The sequence below is a fragment of the Hyphomonadaceae bacterium BL14 genome, from assembly GCA_027627705.1.
In the GTDB taxonomy this organism is placed as follows: Bacteria; Pseudomonadota; Alphaproteobacteria; order Caulobacterales; family Maricaulaceae; genus Oceanicaulis.
The window spans coordinates 865,030-883,253 of record CP091242.1 but is presented as its reverse complement, the minus strand read 5'-3'; the positions used below and the strand labels follow the sequence as shown (position 1 = coordinate 883,253).

At 65.2% G+C, this 18,224-nt stretch carries 18 protein-coding genes; 12 read left to right on the top strand and 6 right to left on the bottom strand.

Annotated elements, in window-relative coordinates:
* Nucleotides 1–79 precede the first annotated feature (79 nt).
* The 4 genes from L2D00_04225 to L2D00_04210 all read left to right on the top strand — a co-directional run bounded on the left by L2D00_04225 (nt 80) and on the right by L2D00_04210 (nt 3,318).
* Nucleotides 80–1,228 carry a CoA transferase gene (locus tag L2D00_04225; protein WBQ13895.1) on the top strand — a complete coding sequence of 383 codons (1,149 nt, stop codon included), beginning with the start codon at nt 80–82 and terminating at the stop codon, nt 1,226–1,228.
* An 86-nt stretch (nt 1,229–1,314) separates the two neighbouring features.
* Nucleotides 1,315–2,010, top strand: a complete 696-nt coding sequence (locus tag L2D00_04220) for a CoA transferase subunit A (GenBank protein WBQ13894.1) — start codon at nt 1,315–1,317, stop codon at nt 2,008–2,010.
* A gap of 103 nt (nt 2,011–2,113) precedes the next feature.
* Nucleotides 2,114–2,602, top strand: coding sequence for a hypothetical protein (locus tag L2D00_04215; protein ID WBQ13893.1), 489 nt, complete (start codon nt 2,114–2,116; stop codon nt 2,600–2,602).
* Between the two features lie 68 nt (nt 2,603–2,670).
* Complete coding sequence (locus L2D00_04210) at nt 2,671–3,318, top strand: CoA transferase subunit B (GenBank protein WBQ13892.1); 648 nt, start codon at nt 2,671–2,673, stop codon at nt 3,316–3,318.
* A gap of 348 nt (nt 3,319–3,666) precedes the next feature.
* On the opposite strand, the gene L2D00_04205 is transcribed toward L2D00_04210, so the two are convergent.
* The gene (locus L2D00_04205; GenBank protein ID WBQ13891.1) at nt 3,667–5,730 is read right to left on the bottom strand and encodes a TonB-dependent receptor; all 2,064 of its coding nucleotides are present in this window, start codon (nt 5,728–5,730) and stop codon (nt 3,667–3,669) included.
* 94 nt (nt 5,731–5,824) lie between these two features.
* Between L2D00_04205 and L2D00_04200 the strand changes: the two genes are divergently transcribed.
* Nucleotides 5,825–6,256, top strand: coding sequence for a helix-turn-helix domain-containing protein (locus tag L2D00_04200; protein WBQ13890.1), 432 nt, complete (start codon nt 5,825–5,827; stop codon nt 6,254–6,256).
* Between the two features lie 11 nt (nt 6,257–6,267).
* Here L2D00_04200 and trmFO read toward each other — a convergent pair whose 3' ends face one another.
* Nucleotides 6,268–7,668, bottom strand: coding sequence for a methylenetetrahydrofolate--tRNA-(uracil(54)-C(5))-methyltransferase (FADH(2)-oxidizing) TrmFO (gene trmFO / locus L2D00_04195; protein ID WBQ13889.1), 1,401 nt, complete (start codon nt 7,666–7,668; stop codon nt 6,268–6,270).
* 365 nt (nt 7,669–8,033) lie between these two features.
* Between trmFO and L2D00_04190 the strand changes: the two genes are divergently transcribed.
* From L2D00_04190 to L2D00_04175, 4 genes are all read left to right on the top strand, one after another.
* Nucleotides 8,034–8,879, top strand: a complete 846-nt coding sequence (locus tag L2D00_04190) for a hypothetical protein (GenBank protein ID WBQ13888.1) — start codon at nt 8,034–8,036, stop codon at nt 8,877–8,879.
* A gap of 75 nt (nt 8,880–8,954) precedes the next feature.
* Nucleotides 8,955–9,956: a hypothetical protein gene (locus L2D00_04185; GenBank protein ID WBQ13887.1), complete on the top strand. Its 1,002-nt coding sequence runs from the start codon at nt 8,955–8,957 to the stop codon at nt 9,954–9,956.
* Between the two features lie 31 nt (nt 9,957–9,987).
* On the top strand, nt 9,988–10,953 hold the full coding sequence (locus tag L2D00_04180) for a CPBP family intramembrane metalloprotease (protein WBQ13886.1): 966 nt from the start codon (nt 9,988–9,990) through the stop codon (nt 10,951–10,953).
* A gap of 105 nt (nt 10,954–11,058) precedes the next feature.
* Entirely contained in the window at nt 11,059–11,874 is an 816-nt protein-coding gene (locus L2D00_04175) for a hypothetical protein (GenBank protein ID WBQ13885.1), read from the top strand.
* Here L2D00_04175 and L2D00_04170 read toward each other — a convergent pair.
* From L2D00_04170 to bamE, 4 genes are read right to left on the bottom strand one after another with little or no spacing between them, the layout of a single operon-like run.
* Nucleotides 11,855–13,237: an L-serine ammonia-lyase gene (locus L2D00_04170; GenBank protein ID WBQ13884.1), complete on the bottom strand. Its 1,383-nt coding sequence runs from the start codon at nt 13,235–13,237 to the stop codon at nt 11,855–11,857. The genes L2D00_04175 and L2D00_04170 overlap by 20 nt on opposite strands.
* 17 nt (nt 13,238–13,254) lie before the next feature.
* Nucleotides 13,255–14,103, bottom strand: coding sequence for a tryptophan 2,3-dioxygenase (gene kynA, locus L2D00_04165; GenBank protein WBQ13883.1), 849 nt, complete (start codon nt 14,101–14,103; stop codon nt 13,255–13,257).
* A 59-nt stretch (nt 14,104–14,162) separates the two neighbouring features.
* A complete protein-coding gene (locus tag L2D00_04160) occupies nt 14,163–14,843 on the bottom strand; it encodes a fumarylacetoacetate hydrolase family protein (protein WBQ13882.1) in 681 nt (226 codons plus the stop codon).
* Between the two features lie 12 nt (nt 14,844–14,855).
* The gene (bamE, locus tag L2D00_04155) at nt 14,856–15,350 is read right to left on the bottom strand and encodes an outer membrane protein assembly factor BamE (protein ID WBQ13881.1); all 495 of its coding nucleotides are present in this window, start codon (nt 15,348–15,350) and stop codon (nt 14,856–14,858) included.
* Nucleotides 15,351–15,464: 114 nt separating this feature from the next.
* Here bamE and L2D00_04150 point away from each other — a divergent pair, with 114 nt between their 5' ends.
* From L2D00_04150 to L2D00_04140, 3 genes are all read left to right on the top strand, one after another.
* On the top strand, nt 15,465–16,007 hold the full coding sequence (locus L2D00_04150; protein WBQ13880.1) for a ubiquinol-cytochrome C chaperone family protein: 543 nt from the start codon (nt 15,465–15,467) through the stop codon (nt 16,005–16,007).
* A 93-nt stretch (nt 16,008–16,100) separates the two neighbouring features.
* On the top strand, nt 16,101–17,174 hold the full coding sequence (gene plsX / locus L2D00_04145; protein WBQ13879.1) for a phosphate acyltransferase PlsX: 1,074 nt from the start codon (nt 16,101–16,103) through the stop codon (nt 17,172–17,174).
* On the top strand, nt 17,171–18,145 hold the full coding sequence (locus L2D00_04140; GenBank protein ID WBQ13878.1) for a ketoacyl-ACP synthase III: 975 nt from the start codon (nt 17,171–17,173) through the stop codon (nt 18,143–18,145). The genes plsX and L2D00_04140 overlap by 4 nt, the downstream gene beginning before the upstream one ends.
* Nucleotides 18,146–18,224: the final 79 nt, after the last annotated feature.

The window sequence follows — 18,224 nt, the reverse complement described above, 5'->3', positions numbered from 1 at the left end:
GATTGTCCCGAGTGTATTGTGTCTGTCCAGCTTCGGCGCCACAACCCGTTTTCCTGACTTCTCAGCCTGGGACGAAAGAATGCCCCGACAGAACAAAGCACAAGGGCCTTTGCACGGCGTTAAAGTGATTGAGTTTGTCGGGCTGGGCCCGGCACCCTTCTGCGCCATGCTGCTCTCCGATCTCGGTGCGCAGGTGGTGCGCATCGACCGGCCCGGTGCCGGTGGCGGCGGCGCGGCGGAGGTGCTGGCACGGGGGCGCCGAAGCGTTGCGTTCAATCTTAAAAAGCCTGAAGCTGTAGTGGCTTGTCTCAAGCTCCTCACGTCTGCCGACATCCTTCTGGAGGGCTATCGTCCAGGCGTGATGGAGCGGCTCGGGCTCGGACCGGATGTCTGCCTGAAGGCCAATCCGGCGCTGGTATACGGACGCATGACCGGCTGGGGTCAGCACGGCCCGCTGGCCCATGCTGCCGGTCATGATCTCAATTACATCGCGCTGACCGGTGCGCTCGACGCCATCGGCCCCAAAGAGCGCCCCGTGCCCCCGGTGAATGTGGTGGGCGATTTCGGCGGCGGCTCCATGTACCTCGCCGTGGGCGTTCTAGCCGCTCTGCTGCATGCGCGTGTCAGCGGCGAAGGCCAGGTGGTGGACGCCGCCATAGTGGATGGCACCACGCATCTCCTGGCCGCCGTACACCAGCTGTCAGCCATGGGGCTGTGGAGCGCTCCGCGCGGGGAGAATCTGCTCGATGGCGGGGCACCGTTCTACGACACCTATCGCTGCGCCGACGGCAAGTTTGTGTCAGTTGCGCCGCTGGAGCCGGAGTTTTTCGCCCTGCTGATCGGCAAGCTGGGGCTGCATGACCACCCCGCTATGGCCCAACAGTTTGATGCCGCGCAGTGGCCGGCCATGCGCCGGCTTCTGGCCGATACCTTCGCCAGCCAGCCGCGCGATCACTGGACGGCCCTGTTGGAGGGCGCTGATGCCTGCTTTGCGCCGGTGCTGGATATCCACGAGGCGCGCGACCATCCCCACATGCAGGCGCGTGGCGTGTTCGAAGCGGTGGACGGGGTGATGCAGGCAGCCCCCGCGCCGCGCTTCTCACGCACGCCGGGTGCCATTCAGGGACCGGCGCCCAGGCCTGGCGCGGATACCGAACCGGTCCTGGCCGATTGGGGCTTCAGCGCAAGTGACATCGCCGCATTGAAAGCGGGCGGCGCGCTGGGCTAAGCCTACTGGCGTTTTGCGGTGCCGGCGCTATAACCGGGGCACAGATTAAACGAGCGTTGAAATTCGGGTCTGAAGGAGACGGCGCGGTGGCTGACAAGATTTATCCGGATGCGGCATCGGCGCTGGATGGCCTGCTGTTCGACGGCATGACGCTGATGGCGGGCGGGTTCGGCCTGTGCGGCATTCCGGAGAACCTCATCACGGCGCTGCGCGATAGCGGCGTCACCGGTCTGACCGTCATTTCCAACAATGCCGGGGTGGATGATTTCGGGCTCGGGCTGTTGCTGCACACCCGCCAGATCCGGAAAATGATCTCTTCCTATGTGGGGGAGAACAAGACCTTCGAAAAGCAATACCTGTCGAACGAGCTGGAACTGGAATTCAATCCCCAGGGCACGCTGGCCGAGCGCATCCGTGCGGGCGGGGCAGGGATTCCGGGCTTCTACACCAAGACCGGCGTCGGCACGCTGGTGGCCGAGGGCAAGGAGCACAAGGACTTCAACGGCGAGACCTATATCATGGAGACCGGCCTCATCGCCGATGTGTCGCTGGTCAAAGCCTGGAAGGCCGATACCGCAGGCAATCTGATCTACCGCAAGACCGCGCGGAACTTCAATCCGATGATGGCCACAGCGGGTAAGATCACCGTGGTCGAGGTGGAAGAGATCGTCGAAGCAGGCGCGCTCGATTCCGACGCCATCCACACGCCGGGCATTTTTGTGCAGCGCCTGATCAAGGGTAGCCACGAGAAGCGCATCGAACAGCGCACGGTGCGCAGCTGACGCCAGCTCAGGCGCAGGTGTCACATTTCAAGGGCAGCGATCCGCGGGTCTTTGCGCTATCATGATGACGGGGCTGACAACGCTGATGAGGAGTGATGCGCACATGCGATCCCTGACCTGTCTGGCCGCGCTCGCCGTTGCCGCCGCCATGATGTCCGCGCCGGCCGGCGCATCTGACATCGATTACCTGGACGTCGATCCTGCCTCCTTGAAAGTTGCCGAGCGCTGCCTGCCCGCGCCGAATGATTTTCGCCGCGAAGCCTGGCTGACCGACGATGTCTATGAACAGCGTTTCCACTGGGTGGAGGTGAGCGGTCAGGCGCGCACCGTGCTGATCGAGTTCGAAGAGCCGTGCCGCATGCTGGATGTGGGCCGCCGCGTCCTGCCCGCCAGCGCCGCTTTATGCGCTCCGCGCACGGTGCGCTCCGGCACCCGCATGTGCCGGACTGAAAATCTCTATATCGTCCCGAACGAGCAGGCGGCGCGCGATCTGGCGCTGCGTATCCAGCTCGACCGGGCCCGCGCCGGCGGGCGCGACCTGCCGCAGGATAACCGCGAGGCGGCGACCCTGCTGCGCGGTGCCTCGCAGTAACGCGCGGCCAACACTGTAAGTTTCACCCGAGCGGTCAATTGGCCGCACGCCCGCATAAGGAGATGACCATGGCCTGGACCCGCGACGAGCTTGCCGAACGCGCCGCCAGGGAGCTGCAGGATGGCTTCTATGTGAATCTGGGCATCGGCATTCCGACGCTGGTGGCCAACCACATTCCCGACGGGATGGATGTCACCTTGCAGTCGGAGAACGGCATGCTGGGCATGGGGCCGTTCCCGCGTGAGAACGAGGTGGACCCCGACCTGATCAATGCGGGCAAGCAGACCATCACAGAGCTCGCCCACACCAGCTATTTCAGCTCGGCGGACAGCTTTGGCATGATCCGTGGCGGCCATATTGACCTGTCCATCCTGGGGGCCATGGAGGTCTCCGAAAAGGGCGATATCGCCAACTGGATGATCCCGGGCAAAATGGTCAAGGGCATGGGCGGTGCCATGGATCTGGTTGCGGGCGTGCAGCGCGTGGTCGTGATCATGGATCACGCCAACAAGGCGGGCGAACCCAAGCTCCTGAAAGAATGCTCGCTGCCGCTGACCGGCCAGGCGTGCGTGGACCGCATCATCACCACGCTGGGCGTGTTTGACGTGGTCGAGGGCGGGCTGGAGCTGATCGAAATGGCACCCGGCGTCACGCTGGATCAGATCGAGGCCCAGACCGAAGCGAAATTCCGGGTGAAGGAAGGCGTGGCGGCTTAAATCCCACCCGCCTCAGCCCTGAGGATGATCGCTTTTGGACGGCTTAGTCAGGTTTGGGTGGAGCCGTGCAGGCGGCTCTCCCTCTCCGCTGGGGGAGGGCTATCGCATTTGAGCGTTGAGCACTTTTTCCCTCCCCTTGAGGGGGTCAGACGCCGGAGGCGTCTGACGGGGNTGGGGTGTGCGGCGGTAAGGGGTAGCGTCAGGGTTGCTGAAAAGGCGCGCCCCCACCCCGGCCCTCCCCCGGTGGGGGAGGGAGGACTGATAGGCCCGGTCCAAATACCCTGAAGGGGAGGGAGCAAGCGCTCAGCGGTCAAGTGCGACGGCCTTGCCTCAGCCCCGGATGCGTCCTCACTGCGCCGCCCCGAAGCGCACGCGCACCCCGCCATTGAAGACAAATCCGTCCGTGGGCGCCCAGGCGTCGACGGTCCAGCGTCCGTCTGATCCGCGCGCGGGGCGCACCAGCGGGTCGTAGCGGCTCTGGCGGATGTCGAGGATGTTCTCGGCATTGCCGAACACGCTGAACCGTCCCACGCGCCATTCGGCCAGGACCCCCATATTGACAAAGGGCCGCGACCGGGCGCGGTAGGGGTTGTCCTCCAGCGCCTGTCCGCCGGTGTAATAGGCCTCGAACCCGATCCGGCCGCGATCATGATCTTCCCACATGGCGACCAAGCCGGCCGAATGGCGCGGGGTGAGGGGCGTCTCGCTGCGCCGGCCGGTGAGCGGATCGCGGGCGTCTGATTGGGTGTACATATAGCTCGCCGTCACCACGTAGTGCTCATAGCGATAGCGCAGCAGGAACTCGCCACCGCGCGTCTCGGTCTCGCCCGGTGAATTGACGATGCGCAGCCGGTTTGTGCCATCGGGCATGACCGCGCCGGTGGGGATCAGCAAAGCCTCGTCGGTCACGCGTGTCTGGAACGCAATGATATTGGCTTCAACCGGCCCGAACCGGCGCCCGATATCGAAGGACAGGCTCTCTGCCTGTTCGGCCTCGAGACCTGTCAGGGGATCAAGGCGCGACAGGCCGGTCTCCTCAATCGCACCAATAAAGGGGCCGGGCGCGAAGAAGCCTTGTGCGGCTGACGCCCGCAGCGTCCAGACGCCCGGGCGCCACAGCACTGACAGGCGCGGGCTGAGGAAGTCGCCATATTCGCTGTGTGAATCCGCGCGCAGGCTGCCCGACACCGTGAAGTCGTCGGTCAGTTCGCGATCATATTGAATGAACACGCCCGGCACGGTGAAGCTATAGTCGAGGCTTGGAAAATCGTCCGTGTCCAGGGCATCGGCCTGCACCGCCACCCCGCCCACCAGGCTGTGCCCGTCATGAGACCAGGCCAGTGTCGCTTCGCCAAACAGGGTGCGGCGCTGATCGCGCTCCATCGCGGTGCCGAACCGGTGACGGTGGCGCGCCTCCATGGCGGAGGCCCGCACCCCAAAGTCCAGATCCTCGCCAATCGGCAGATCCAGGCTGAACCCGGCGTCGAGGCGCTGGGTGTCCAGGCCCAGCGCGAACGGATCGCCATCGGGTACAGTGCGGCCGGGCAGGGTCCCGCCGCTGCGGGTTTCCTGAGCGTAGCCAAATGTGAACAGGGCACCGCCGCCGGCGGCCCGGTCCCAGAACAGGCGCGGGCGCAGCGTATAGCGCTCATAGGATGGAATATCCGCCCAGCCTGACCCGTCCAGATCGCGCACATCCTGCCAGTGGCCGCCGCCCGTGACCGAATAGCCCCAGCCGCCCGGTAGAGGCGCGGCGGCATAGGTGGTGATGTCCGCACCCCGCTCGCTGGTGAGATTGATCAGGATATCGCCGTCGCGCGCATCGCCCGGCCGCCGGGTGATCAGGTTGATCATCCCGCCCAGCGCTGACCCGCCATAGAGCGCCGAGGCGGAGCCCTTGATGATCTCTACCCGCGCCAGATCTGTCGGCGGAATCTGCAACAGCCCGATGGAGCCCGCCTGACCGCCATAGAGGGGCAGGCCGTCGGCGAGCAGAAGGGTGTATCGCTCGCTCATCCCCTGGACGCGGATGCCCGCCGAACCCAGCGCCGCCGAACTCGCCTGCACCCAAAGCCCGCCGGTTTCGGCCAGCAATACCGAGATATTGCCCGGCGACATGATGATCTTTTCCTCGATCTCCTCACGCCCGATCACTTCGACGCGGATCGGATCATCCTGCACGCGGCGGCGTGACCGGGTGGCGCTGACTGTGACGACGTCCTCGTCATGCGCGTCGTGTCCATCGTGCGAATCGTGCGCATCCTCCTCCTCGTGTTCTGCGTGTCCGGGATGCGGATCGGATGATGCGAGAGCGGGGGCGGGGCCAGCCGCTGCGAGGCCGAAGAGGGCGGCGCTTGAAGCGCTCAAGAGGAACCGGTGCAAGCGTTCCGGTAGGCAAATGCGCAGCGTCATGCGATCAATCCCCGTCTCAGGCGCGGGCCGGATTCTTGAGCGGCCGAGTCGGGCACAGCGTAATTTCTACAGCCGCTATAGGTTCAAGCCTGTCATGCACGAGGTTCTGACCATTGGAGAATTGGCGCGCCGCACCGGCTGCAAGGTGGTGACGATCCGCTATTATGAGCAATTGGGCCTGATCAATGCGCCCGCGCGCACGCAGGGCGGGCACCGCACCTACACACGGGCCGAGGAGGAGCGGCTGCGCTTCATCTGCCGTGGGCGCAGCCTGGGCTTTGCCCTGGCCGACGTGTCCAACCTCCTGAACCTCCTGGAAGACCGGCAGGCCGAGTGCGGCGCGATTGACGCGCTGGCCTCGCGGCACCTGGAGACCGTAAGGGCGAAAATCGCAGACCTGCGCGAGATAGAAGCGCAGCTGGAGGCGTCCTTGCGCACCTGCCGTAACACCACGCGCGCACACTGCGCGGTGGCCGAGGCCCTCACCGCGACCAGCGAGCCAGACCGGGCGTCAGGCCAGGTCTGATCCGGGCGCTGCTACTCTGCTGCCGCTGCAATCGCGCCCGTCAGCCACGCCTCATGATCGGCCAGGGCGCGTGCGCTCATCAGCCGTTTCTTGGCTTGCGCCTTGGCCGCGCCGCGCAGCCGTTCGCCGTTGGGACCGCGGCTGGGGCCTTCCATGTCCGGGAACAGGCCGAAATTCACATTCATGGGCTGGAACGCGCCCTTCTTGCCCGGCACATGGCCGGTGGTGATGTGGGTGAGCAGTGCGCCCAGCGCTGTGGTGGGCGGCGGGGGCGTCAAAGCCAGTCCAAGCCGCTCGGCGGCGGCAAAACGCCCGGCCAGCAATCCCATGGCCGCGCTCTCTACATAGCCCTCCACCCCGGTGATCTGACCGGCGAAGCGCAAGCTGGGGCGCGCCTTGAGGCGCATGAGGCCGTCGAGCAGGCGCGGCGAATTGAGGAAGGTGTTGCGGTGAATGCCGCCCAGGCGCGCGAAGCTCGCGTTCTCCAGCCCCGGAATCATACGAAATACATCGGCTTGCGCGCCGTATTTCATCTTGGTCTGGAAGCCGACCATGTTGAACAGCGTGCCCAGCGCATTGTCCTGGCGCAGCTGCACGACGGCGTAGGGTTTTTCATCCGGGTTGTGAGCGTTTGTCAGGCCACGCGGCTTCATGGGACCATGGCGCAGGGTCTCGCGCCCGCGCTCGGCCATCACCTCCACCGGCAGGCAGCCGTCGAAATAGGGCGTGTCCTTCTCCCAGTCCTTGAACTCGGTCTTGGGCGCGGCGATCAGCGCATCGATGAAGGCCTCGTACTGGTCGCGGTCCATCGGGCAGTTGATATAGGCGGCCTTGTCCTCCTCCGTGTCGCCCTTGTCATAGCGCGACTGCTTCCAGGCCACGCCCATATCGATGCTGTCGGCGTGGATAATGGGCGCGATGGCGTCGAAGAAAGCGAGCTCGCCTTCGCCCGTCAGTCCGTGCACCGCTTCGGCCAGTGCGGGCGAGGTGAGGGGGCCGGTGGCGATGATCACGCTGTCCCAGTCTTCGGGCGGCAGGCTCGCGACTTCCTCGCGGACAATCTCGACGCGCGGATGGGCCTCCAGCGTACCCGTCACGGCCTTGCTGAACACATCCCGGTCCACCGCCAGCGCGCCGCCTGCGGGCACGCGGGCGATCTCCGCCTTGGCCATGATCAGCGAGCCGGCGCGCCGCATTTCCTCATGCAGAAGCCCGACCGCGTTGGTCTCATGGTCATCGGAGCGGAACGAGTTGGAGCAGACCAGCTCGGCCAGGCCATCGGTCTGATGGGCTTCGGTGGTGCGCACCGGGCGCATCTCGTGCAGCACGACGCGCGCACCGGCCTCAGCCGCCTGCCACGCCGCTTCCGATCCGGCCATGCCGCCGCCAATAATGTGTATCGGGTGTGTCATGGGGCCGAGATATACGCGCCGGGGCGACCGGCTTAAAGCCCCGGCCTGCGCCCGGCGTGTGGGGGGCGTTGCAGCGGGATGCCGGTGTCTGTCTGTGGGCGGCACAGCCTCTGGGTCGTGGCGCAGGCGGACCCAAGCCGGGCGGAGCGTGCGCGCAACCGGCCCCTTGGCGCAAGCGGAACACCGCGACCGCAGACCGCTTCCAGTGGTCCCGCTGGCGGGTGGTGCGCACTGTCTTGAACGAGCCCCGCTACCCGGCTGATGGCGCGGCGCGCTGGCCGGAGGCGAACTGTATCGGGCGCGCACCTGCGCCCTGAGCGCGCACCCGCTTGGCCCGGCCGCGGTTTCGGTCTACGTCCCGCGCCATGAACCTCATTGATCTCCCCTCCGCCCGCACCGGAATCGTCAGCGTCCTGCGCCATGGCCGCATCGCGCTTGTGGCTGCAGCGATCTACGCGCTCGCCTACGCGCTGGAGTCCCTGACCGCCTTCAGGCTGGCGGCAGGCGAGGCACCGCTGTGGCAGTGGCTTGGCGCTATGGTGATCGGCTTCGTTGCCACTGTCCCGGCGCTTGCTGCCTTCGGCCGCATCGGTCTCGAACAGGCGGGACGCCTGGCCGTTGGCGATGACGAGCGGCGCGTACTGGGCGTGATGGCGCTGATCTGGGTGCTGCTGTTCACCGTGCTGGGCACGGCGGGTCTCGCCCTGATGTTCATGCTCACAGCGTTGGCGGTCATCAATGTGGATGTCGCTGCGGAGCCACCCGCCGGGATGGTGGATATCTACGCCCTGTTCGGGATTGGCGAATGGATTGTGGCCGGGTTCCTGCTCATCGCCTTTGTCGGGTTTTCGCTCTGGCTTGTCGCGCGCCTTGCCGTCAGCCTGCCTGCCACGCTGCACAGCGGGCGGGTACGGGTCCTGTCGATCTGGCCGGTCTCGTCAAAACGCTGGATCGAGATCAGCCTGACTCTGCTGGCCGCTGCTGCACCGGGCGTGGCGATCCTGATCGCTTTCAATCTTACGGCGCAGGCGCTGTTCGGGGTCTGGCCGGGGGCCGCCCATCTCGGTGCCGGAGCGGGCTCGCTGGCCGCCGTGACGCTGCTGGGTGCGATCCATGGCGCCCTCAAGCTGGCGCTGGTGATCGCACCGGGCGCTGTGGCTCTGGGGGCGCTTTACATTAAATTTCCCTCAGATACGACAGCCACAGCCTGATTGGGCGAGACGCGTCGCGTTCAGGGCGATAGATTTCCCCTCCGGAGCGTTTCAACTGATCCCGGGGGGACTATCATGACCAAACCGCCGTATGACTTTCTGGCCGCGACCTTCCAGTTTTTCCAGGTGGTCGCCCGCCGCCCCATGGCCGCGCTCTGGATCGGCTTCCTGCAGATGGTGCTGATCTGTGCGCTGATGGCGGGGTTTTTCGCCGCTTTCTGGCCGCTGCTGACACTCGCGGCCGAGACCGACATGAATGATGAGGCCCTTGTCCTTCAGACATTGCTGCAATCGTCCGGCTGGTTCATGCTTCTGGGTCTGGGCGCGCTGTTGCTGTCGCTGGCCTCGCAAGGCGCATGGCTGCGGCTTCTGACGCGTGATGAAATGCGCCCCGTCATTCCCTTCCGTCTGGGCCTTGATGAACTGCGCCTGTTCGGTGTGAATTTCGTCTTCATCGCGTTCTGGTTTGCCGTTTACCTGGTTCTCTCCATCGCCTTCCTGGGCGGTGCCGTCCTGATCGGAGCCATGGATGGTGCTGGCGGCATTGCGGTCGGGGCGCTGGCCGGCACGATTGCCGTCCTGATCGCCGTCGTGGTGCTGATCATAATCTGCCTGCGGTTTGCAGCGGCACCGGCGATGTCAGTTCATGACCGCCGCTTCCGGCTGTTCGGCGCGGTGGCCGCGTCCAAAGGCGTCGCCGGAATGATGTTCTTGTCTTACCTCGTCCTGGTCGGTGTCTGGATCGCCGGGGCCATTGTCGTGTCGATGATCCAGCAGGTCGCGCTTCTGTTCGCCGCCTCGGATCTGGTGGCGGCGTTTATGGCGATGGACGGGGCGGGCGAACCGGATGCATCCGAAGTGTTCGCAATCCTGGGCGAGACGCTGACATCGCCGATGGGGATGGTGCTGGTGGCAATCATTGTTGTGACCCAGTTTGCGTTCCAGATCGCGTTTGAGGGCCTGTGGCACGGTGTCGGGGCCTATGTCGCGCGCCGCCATGGCGCGGTGGCAGAGGCGGTGGCGGCCGATACGCCGGCTGCTGCGCCGGACCCGGCACCCGAGCCGTCCGCCGGATGATGGTGGCCGTGCTCCGTTCCGGGTGGGCCTCTTGATCCGCGCTGCCCTTTACGCGCCCTGGCCCGAGGGTGCGCGCAGCCTGCCGGGTCTGGCCTCGATCGGCGTTTTGGTGGTGGCTTATGTCCTGTCCAGCCTGCCGGTGATCATCGGAACCGTCATCCTGACGCTGCAGGCAGGCGGGACACAGCCCTCTGTCGTTGACCTGCTGCCGCTGCTGCTCGGCCAGTTCGTGCTGTGGGCTGTGCTGACAGCGTTGTGGGCCGGCCTTGTGGAGCGCCGTGGGGCGTCTAGCCTCGGCCTCAGCTGGCGGGGCGCTGGCGGCCGCTTCGCGGTTGGCCTGCTGGTCGGCATCCTCATGCTGACACTCACCAGCCTTGGCGGGCTGGCAGCAATGGCTGTGATGGCACCGGCTGACGGTCCCGCACTGGTGGCGGCAGCGGATACACGGTCGGTCCCGCTGGCGTTCGCAGGCCTGTTGGGACTGGTCGCGCTCGGCTTTCTTATCCAGGGCGCAGTCGAGGAGCTGGTGTTTCGTGGCTGGCTTATGAGTGCTCTGGTCGCGCGCTGGGGCCTGCGCACAGGCGTGATTGTCACCAGCACCGCTTTCATGCTCCTGCACGCCCATGTTTTGGTGTCCGGGCTGGTGTTCGGCATTTCGGCTCTGGTCACGCTGGGGCTGACCGGGCTGGTCTTCGCCATGCTCTGCCTGTGGCGCGGTTCGATCATCGAGGCGTGCGGTGCGCATGGCATGTTCAATGCCCTCGCGGTGGCGGTGCCGGCCATCGCGCTTTACGCCGTAAGCCCGGACCTTGACGCAGGCGAGATCCTGTCCCGCGTCCTGACCTCCGCCACCGGTACGGGCGGCGAGGGGACCGGTCTGCCGCCCCAGGTCTTCGGCCAGATGGCCGCGATGGCAGTTCTGGTGGTCGCGCTAGGCGTGTTTGCGATGCGTCGCCATGACACAACAAGCGTACAAGAGACGCAATCTCCGGATTGATGCAGGCGTATCGCTGATGCACGATCGCCCCTGACAGACGGAGCGGCGATGACTGACCTTTACACGACCCACCGTTTCTCGGCCGCCGGTGCGCTGACCCGGTTCGTGCGCACGGTCGCGGACCGCCCGTCCGAGGCGGCGCGGCTGTTCGCCATGGACGCCGTCGCGATCGGGTTGATCCTGGGCTTTTTCCTGTTCGCCTGGCCCGCCTTCATGGCGACCAAGCCGCCAGGCTGGCAGGAGGGGCCGCTGGCCGCGTGTGCGGTCGTCGCCATGCTCCTGATGTATTTGATGTGGGAGACGGCTTGGCAGAGATTTCTGGCTGGCAAGCCGGCCCGCGCCGGACTGCCCTGGCGGCTGTGGCATGAGGAGGGGCTCGTGTTCGGCGCCTCGGTGGTGGCCTTGATTCTGATTGGTGTGCTGCTGATCTGCACCTTCGCCGTGCTGGGGCCGTTCTGGCTGTTATTGTCGCAGGGCGCGGGCGCGCCGCCCCCGGTCGTCGGGCTGATCGTGGCGCCGATAGGTCTGATCGTGGCCTTCATCGCGTACCGGTTTATTTGCGGGGTCTCCCTCACAATCGTGCAGGGGCGCATGTCGGTCTTCGCCGGATTTTCAGGCGTGCAACGGCATTTGTGGGGGTTTGCGTGGGCACTCTTTGTCCTCACCGCCGTCAATACGGCGGTCTGGGTCCTGTTCGACCTGACACGTGGCGTGCCGGTTCAGTCAATTGCTCTGTTCGCCGGTTCCGCCGGAGACATACCATCCTCATGGGCCGGCGCAGGCGCGTATCTGATCCTCAGCGCGTTGAGTACGCACATTTTCCGCGGCGCGTACATGGAATCGGCGCTCGTGACGGCTAATCTTGGCCCTGTGTCCGAGCGTGGGTCCGGTCCCGAACCTCTCAGCACACCGGCACATTGACGGCCAGGCCGCCGGTGGAGGTTTCCTTGTACTTGTCAGACATGTCTAGCGCGGTCTGGCGCATGGTCTCGATCACCTGATCAAGGCTGACCTTGTAGGCGCCATCGCCGATCAGGGCCAGGCGCGCGGCGTTGATCGCCTTGATCGCGCCGATGGCATTGCGCTCGATGCACGGGATCTGCACCAACCCGCCCACCGGATCGCACGTCAGACCCAGATTATGCTCCATGGCGATCTCGGCGGCGTTCTCGATCTGGCGATTTGACCCACCCAGCGCCGCGGCCAGCCCGCCGGCGGCCATTGAGCAGGCCACCCCCACCTCGCCCTGGCAGCCCGCCTCTGCACCGGAAATGGACGCGTTCTTCTTGTACAGCGCGCCGATGGCGGCGGCGGTGAGGAAGAAGCGCGCCATGGCGTTGTGATCTTCGCTGCGCCGGTGATGCCGGTCGTAGTAGCGCGCGACCGCCGGAATGATCCCTGCCGCGCCATTGGTCGGCGCGGTGACCACCTTGCCGCCGGCGGCGTTCTCTTCATTGACCGCCATGGCCCACAGATTCACCCATTCCATGGACGCCAGCGGGTCGGTCTCGGCGCGGGCCGCTGCCGCCATCAGCTTGCGCCGCATGCCCGGTGCGCGGCGCTGCACCCGCAGGCCGCCGGGCAGTTCGCCGTCGATGCGCGTGCCGCGCTCGATACAGGCCTCCATGGCCGCGGCGATCCCGGCGATATGGGCTCGCACGTCGGCCTCGGGCCGGAAGGCGGTTTCATTGGCCATCATGACGTCGGGAATGGACAGGCCCTCGCGGTCACAGATCGCCAGCAGCTGGTCGCAATTGTCGAAAGGATAGGGCTCGCCGGTATGAGCCTCGGCGGCGGAATTGCGTCCGGCCTCGGCTTCATCGATAACGAAACCGCCGCCGATTGAATACCAGATTTCCTCGCGCACCACATCGCATTCTTGATTGAAGGCAATGAATTTCATGGCATTTGAATGGAAGGGAAGGCGGACTTCGCCTTTCATCAGCAAATCGCGCTGACGATCAAACGCGATTGTATGCCCGCCCAGCAGACGCAGCTCATTTGCCTCAAGTATGCGCTCGATGATGGCAGGCAGGGCGTCGGGGTCCGCCTCCTCAGGCCGCACTCCTTCCAGACCCCACAGGATCGCGCGGTCCGTGGCGTGGCCCGAACCGGTGAGCGCCAGTGATCCATAGGCTTCGGCCTGAATGCGTGTCACCGCCTCCAGCCCGTGCTCGGCCTCAATGCGCTCTAGAAAGCTGCGCGCTGCCTTCATCGGCCCCACGGTGTGGGAGCTTGACGGACCCACACCGATCTTGAACAGGTCGAACACGCCGAAATGCATGGAGTTTCCTTGTCGTGTCAGAGCGCGGTGCGCACGGTCCACAGTTCGGGGAAGACGCGCAAATCAAGGGCTTTAACCAGATAGGACACGCCCGAGCTACCCCCCGTGCCACGGCGAAAACCGATAATGCGTTCAACGGTTTTCATGTGATTGAAGCGCCATTGCGCGAACTTCTGTTCGACGTCGACCAGCTTTTCGGCAAATTCGTAGAGTTCCCACCAGCGCGCAGTGTCGTGATAGACTGTACGCCAGACCGCCTCGACACCAGGTGAAGGCTCATAGGCCCTCGCAAAATCCCGCTCCAGCACCGCGGCAGGCACCGGCAGGCCGCGGCGTGCCGCCATGGCCAGGGTTTCATCATAGAGGCTGGGCGCATTGAGCGCCGTCATCACCCGGGCCTGGGCGTCGGGTTCATTGGCGAACACGCGCGCCATGGCCGGGTTCTTGTTGCCAAGGCGGTATTCCATGCAACGGTACTGCCAGCTCTGAAAGCCTGAAGAGTGCCCGAGCTTGTCACGAAAGCGCAGATAATCCGATGGCGTCATCGTCGCCAGAACGGCCCAGGACTGGGACAGCTGCTCCTGGATGCGGGCGAAGCGCGCCAGCATTTTCAGCGCCGGGCCCACCTCGTCGCGCTGGACATGGGCGATGGCGCCATTCAGCTCGTGCAGGCACAGCTTCAGCCACAGCTCGCTGGCCTGGTGGATGATGATGAACAGCATCTCGTCATGTTCATCGGTCAGTGGTGTCTGGGCCGCCAGAAGGGCGTCAATACCGAGATACTTGCTGTAGGACAGCCCGTCGCGCGGGTCCCAGTGAATGTTCTCGCCTTCGAGGTCGACTGACGTGCGAATGCGCTCGCTCATGACATGCTCCGCTCGCAGATGGCCTGCCGGTCTAGACCTGCCCATGGGATGCGGCAAGGTCAGGTGCGCGGCGCGATCGTCAGCTGAAGGCCGGGCAAATCGCCCGCGCGCGCATCCAGCGTGTCGCCGATGCTGACCGGGCCTACGCCCGCAGGGGTGCCGGTGAAAACCAGATCGCCGGCGGCCAGGTCAAACAGGGCAGACAGATGGCTGAGGATTTCCGCAGATGACCAGATCATGTCGGCGACATCGCCGCTCTGGCGGATCTGCCCATTGACGCTCAGCGTGATGGCACCGCTGCCCGGTGCAGAACCGGGGCGGATCAGTCCGATGGGCGCAGAGGCGTCAAATCCTTTGGCGGTATCCCAGGGGCGGCCCTTGTCTTTGGCTTGAGCCTGCAAGTCACGGCGGGTAAAGTCGATCCCGACCGCGGCGCCCCAGATGCAGGCTGCCGCTGCGTCCGGCGTCAGATTGGATCCGCCGCTGCCCAGCGCCAGGACCAGCTCGACCTCATAGTGCAGATCGGCGGTGGCGGGCGGATAGGGGATGTAGCCGCCTGCGGCCAGTGCATCGCGCGGCTTGGAAAAGAAAAACGGGGCTTCGCGTGTGGGGTCGGCACCCATTTCGCGGGCATGGTCAGCATAATTGCGCCCGACACAGTAAATCCGGCGCACTGGAAAATCGCCGCCGCCTTCGACCGGCGCGGTAACCAGCGCCGGTGCGGGAATCACCAGATCCATCGCTTTGGAATCCTATTGACGGCGCGGGCCGCCGGCGCCGCCGGGCAGGTTTTGCTGTTCGCCAAACTGATCAGCCGAGGGACGACCCACATTGCCGAGCAATTGCTCGAGCACGGACAGTTCGCGTCCACGCGTCGGCGTCTCCCGGCCCACAAAGGCGACAATGCGGCCGTCTTCCATCCCGTACTCGTCGACGGCACTGACCACACCGGCTTCGTCGAAGCGCACGGCGATAACGCGGCGTTCGCGGGTTTCGGGACGCAGATAGGCCAGATACTCGCGCGTATCGGCGATATAATACCAGGTGTTGTCGTCGAACATGCCGCGCGTGGACGGGCTGCCGAGCGTCGCCAGAATGCTTGCCTGGGTGTCCTCGCCTGCAGTGATGACTGGCACTTCGCCATCAGGAAACCGGAAACCGTGACTGCGCAGGGTCGGGTTACAGGCCGTGACGAGCCCGCCCGCCAGAATGATGGCGGAGGCGATGAGGGCGCGGCGAAAGGCCATGGAACTCTCCTGCAAACGCTGTCAAAAGGCCGCAAGCGGGCTTGCGGCTTGTCGTATTGACGTACCGTGACGCGACCATAGCTTCAAGCGGGCCTGATTGGGAGATGTTCGCGCATGTTCGGCCGATTGTTCGCAAAAGACCCTCTCAAGGCGCGTGCCCGCGTCCTGTATGACGCGGTGCTCGAGGCCGCGCGCCGCCCGGCTTTGTATGGTGCCAACGGGGCGCCGGACACGGTGGACGGGCGCTTCGATCTGATCGTGTTGCATGCCATTTTGCTGTTGCGGCGGCTGCGCGACGGGGGCGAGTCGGGCAAGCGCCTGGCCCAGCTTGTGTTCGACATCATGTTCGATGACATGGATGCGGCCTTGCGCGAAATGGGCACCGGGGACCTGTCTGTCGGCAAGCGAATCAAGGCGATGGGCGAGGCGTTCTATGGCCGCGCCAAAGCCTATGAAGCCGCACTTGCCGCCGGGGACGAAAGCGCCCTGGCCGAGGCCATGTCGCGCAACATGTTTGATGGCGATGCCGGTGCCGGCCCCAAGGCGGCCGCGTTCGCGCGTTATGCGATGACCTGCGCCGCACAGCTGGCCGATCAGGCACCGCAGGCGCTGATTGAAGGCGAAACGCCCCGTTTTGCGCGATCGCTCATCGGCTGAGCTGGCGCGGTTTGCATCGCGAAGGGCGCAAGGTAAGGTGCGCGCGCCGCCCGCATTCAGGCGCGATGTCCATTCATTTTGTCCGGATTTGATATGACAACAGGACTGGTTCTCTCGCTTGACGCCATGGGGGGCGATCACGCGCCGCAAAGCGTCGTGGACGGCGCGGCGCTGTTTCTGAGCGCCCGGCGACGCAAGGTCCGCCTCATTTTCCATGGCGATGAAAACGTGTTGGCACCCCTGATCGCGCGCCATGACGTGCTGGGCGATGCCAGCGAGGTCCGCCACACCGATACCGAGGTGGACATGTCCGCCAAACCGTCCGAAGCGGTGCGCCGCTCGCGCGGGTCCTCCATGTGGAACGCTGTGCACGCGGTCAAGGACGGCGAGGCGCAGGTGGCCGTATCGGCAGGCAATACCGGCGCGCTGATGGCGATATCCAAGGTCATTTTGCGCATGAAGCCGGGCGTCCACCGCCCCGCCATTGCCGCCAGCTGGCCGGCCCCCAGCGGGTTTTCCACCGTGCTGGATGTGGGTGCCAACGTGGATTGCACACCCTCTCAGCTTGTCGAGTTTGCCGTGCTGGGCGAAGCCTTTCATCGCGCCATGCATGGCGCGGCGCGCCCGACCGTGGGCCTGCTCAATGTCGGTCAGGAAGAGCTCAAAGGCAGCCAGGTGATCCGCGATGCGGATGCGCTGGTGCGTGCGGCCGGGCTGGACATGGACTATCGCGGATTCATCGAGGGCGACGATATCTCGGCGGGCACCACCAATGTGGTCGTCACCGACGGATTTACTGGGAATGTGGCGCTGAAGACCGCTGAAGGCACCGCGCGGCTGGTCGGGGGCTGGATGAAGGAAGCCATGACCAGTTCTTTGTTGGCCAAGGCCGGCGCGGCCCTGTTGTCGCTGGGCGCCCTCAAGCAATTGCGCGCCCGCATGGACCCGCGCAACGTCAATGGCGGGGTCTTTCTGGGCCTCAACGGTGTGGTGGTCAAAAGCCACGGCGGAACCGATGCTGCCGGTTTCTCCACATCACTGCGTATCGCACTGGAGATGGCCGACAGCGCCTTTCTCAGAGAAATCGAGACCAATCTGGCGCGTCTGGCCGCCATTGAGGTGCCGGGCGAGGGCGGCACGGATCAGGCGCAAAGGGAATCAGCGTGACAGACGTTTATTCACGCATCGCCGGCATCGGATCCTATCTTCCGGAAAAGGTGCTGACCAATGCCGGGATGGAAGCCATCGTGGAAACCACGGACGCGTGGATCCGCGAACGCACCGGCATCACCCAGCGCCATATCGTGGCGGAGGGGCAGTACACGTCCGATCTGGGCGTGGAAGCGGCCCGCCGGGCGCTGGACCATGCCGGCCTGTCCGCCTCGGATGTCGACCTGATCATCGTGGCCACCGCCACGCCGGACCTCACCTTTCCGGCCACTGCGACCATTGTTCAGGAAAAACTGGGCGTGAAGCGCGGCTGCGCGTTTGATGTGCAGGCGGTGTGTTCGGGCTTTCTCTATGCCCTGGCGACCGCCGACAATTTCATTCGCTGCGGTCAGGCCACGACGGCCCTGGTGATCGGCGCGGAGACGTTCTCGCGTATTCTCGACTGGACCGACCGGACCACTTGCGTGCTGTTCGGCGACGGGGCTGGAGCGGTGGTGCTCACTGCCGAGACCGGGTCGCGCGATGCGCACAAAGGCATCATCCGCACCCACCTGCGATCGGACGGCGAGTTTTGCGACATGCTTTATGTCGATGGCGGGCCGTCGCGTACCAAGACGGTCGGGCATCTGCGCATGCAGGGCAATCAGGTGTTCCGCCACGCGGTCAACAAGATCGCAGGCTCCATGAGTGAGTTGGCGCAGATGGCCGGAATCGCCATCGCCGACGTTGACTGGTTCGTGCCGCACCAGGCCAACCAGCGCATTCTGGTGGGTGTCGCCAACCGGCTGGACATTCCGCACGAGCGCGTCATCTCCACCGTCGCCCTGCACGGCAACACATCGGCTGCCTCGATTCCGCTGGCATTTGACGTGGCGGTGCGGGACGGGCGCATCAAACGGGGAGATCTCGTTCTGATGGAAGCCATGGGTGGCGGGTTCACTTGGGGCGCGGCGTTAGCGCGGTACTAACCCTGTGATTATGGTTAACATTGACCTTGCCGCGGTGCTCGCCGTAACGTGTGGGGCACAGGACAGGTTAGGGGATGAC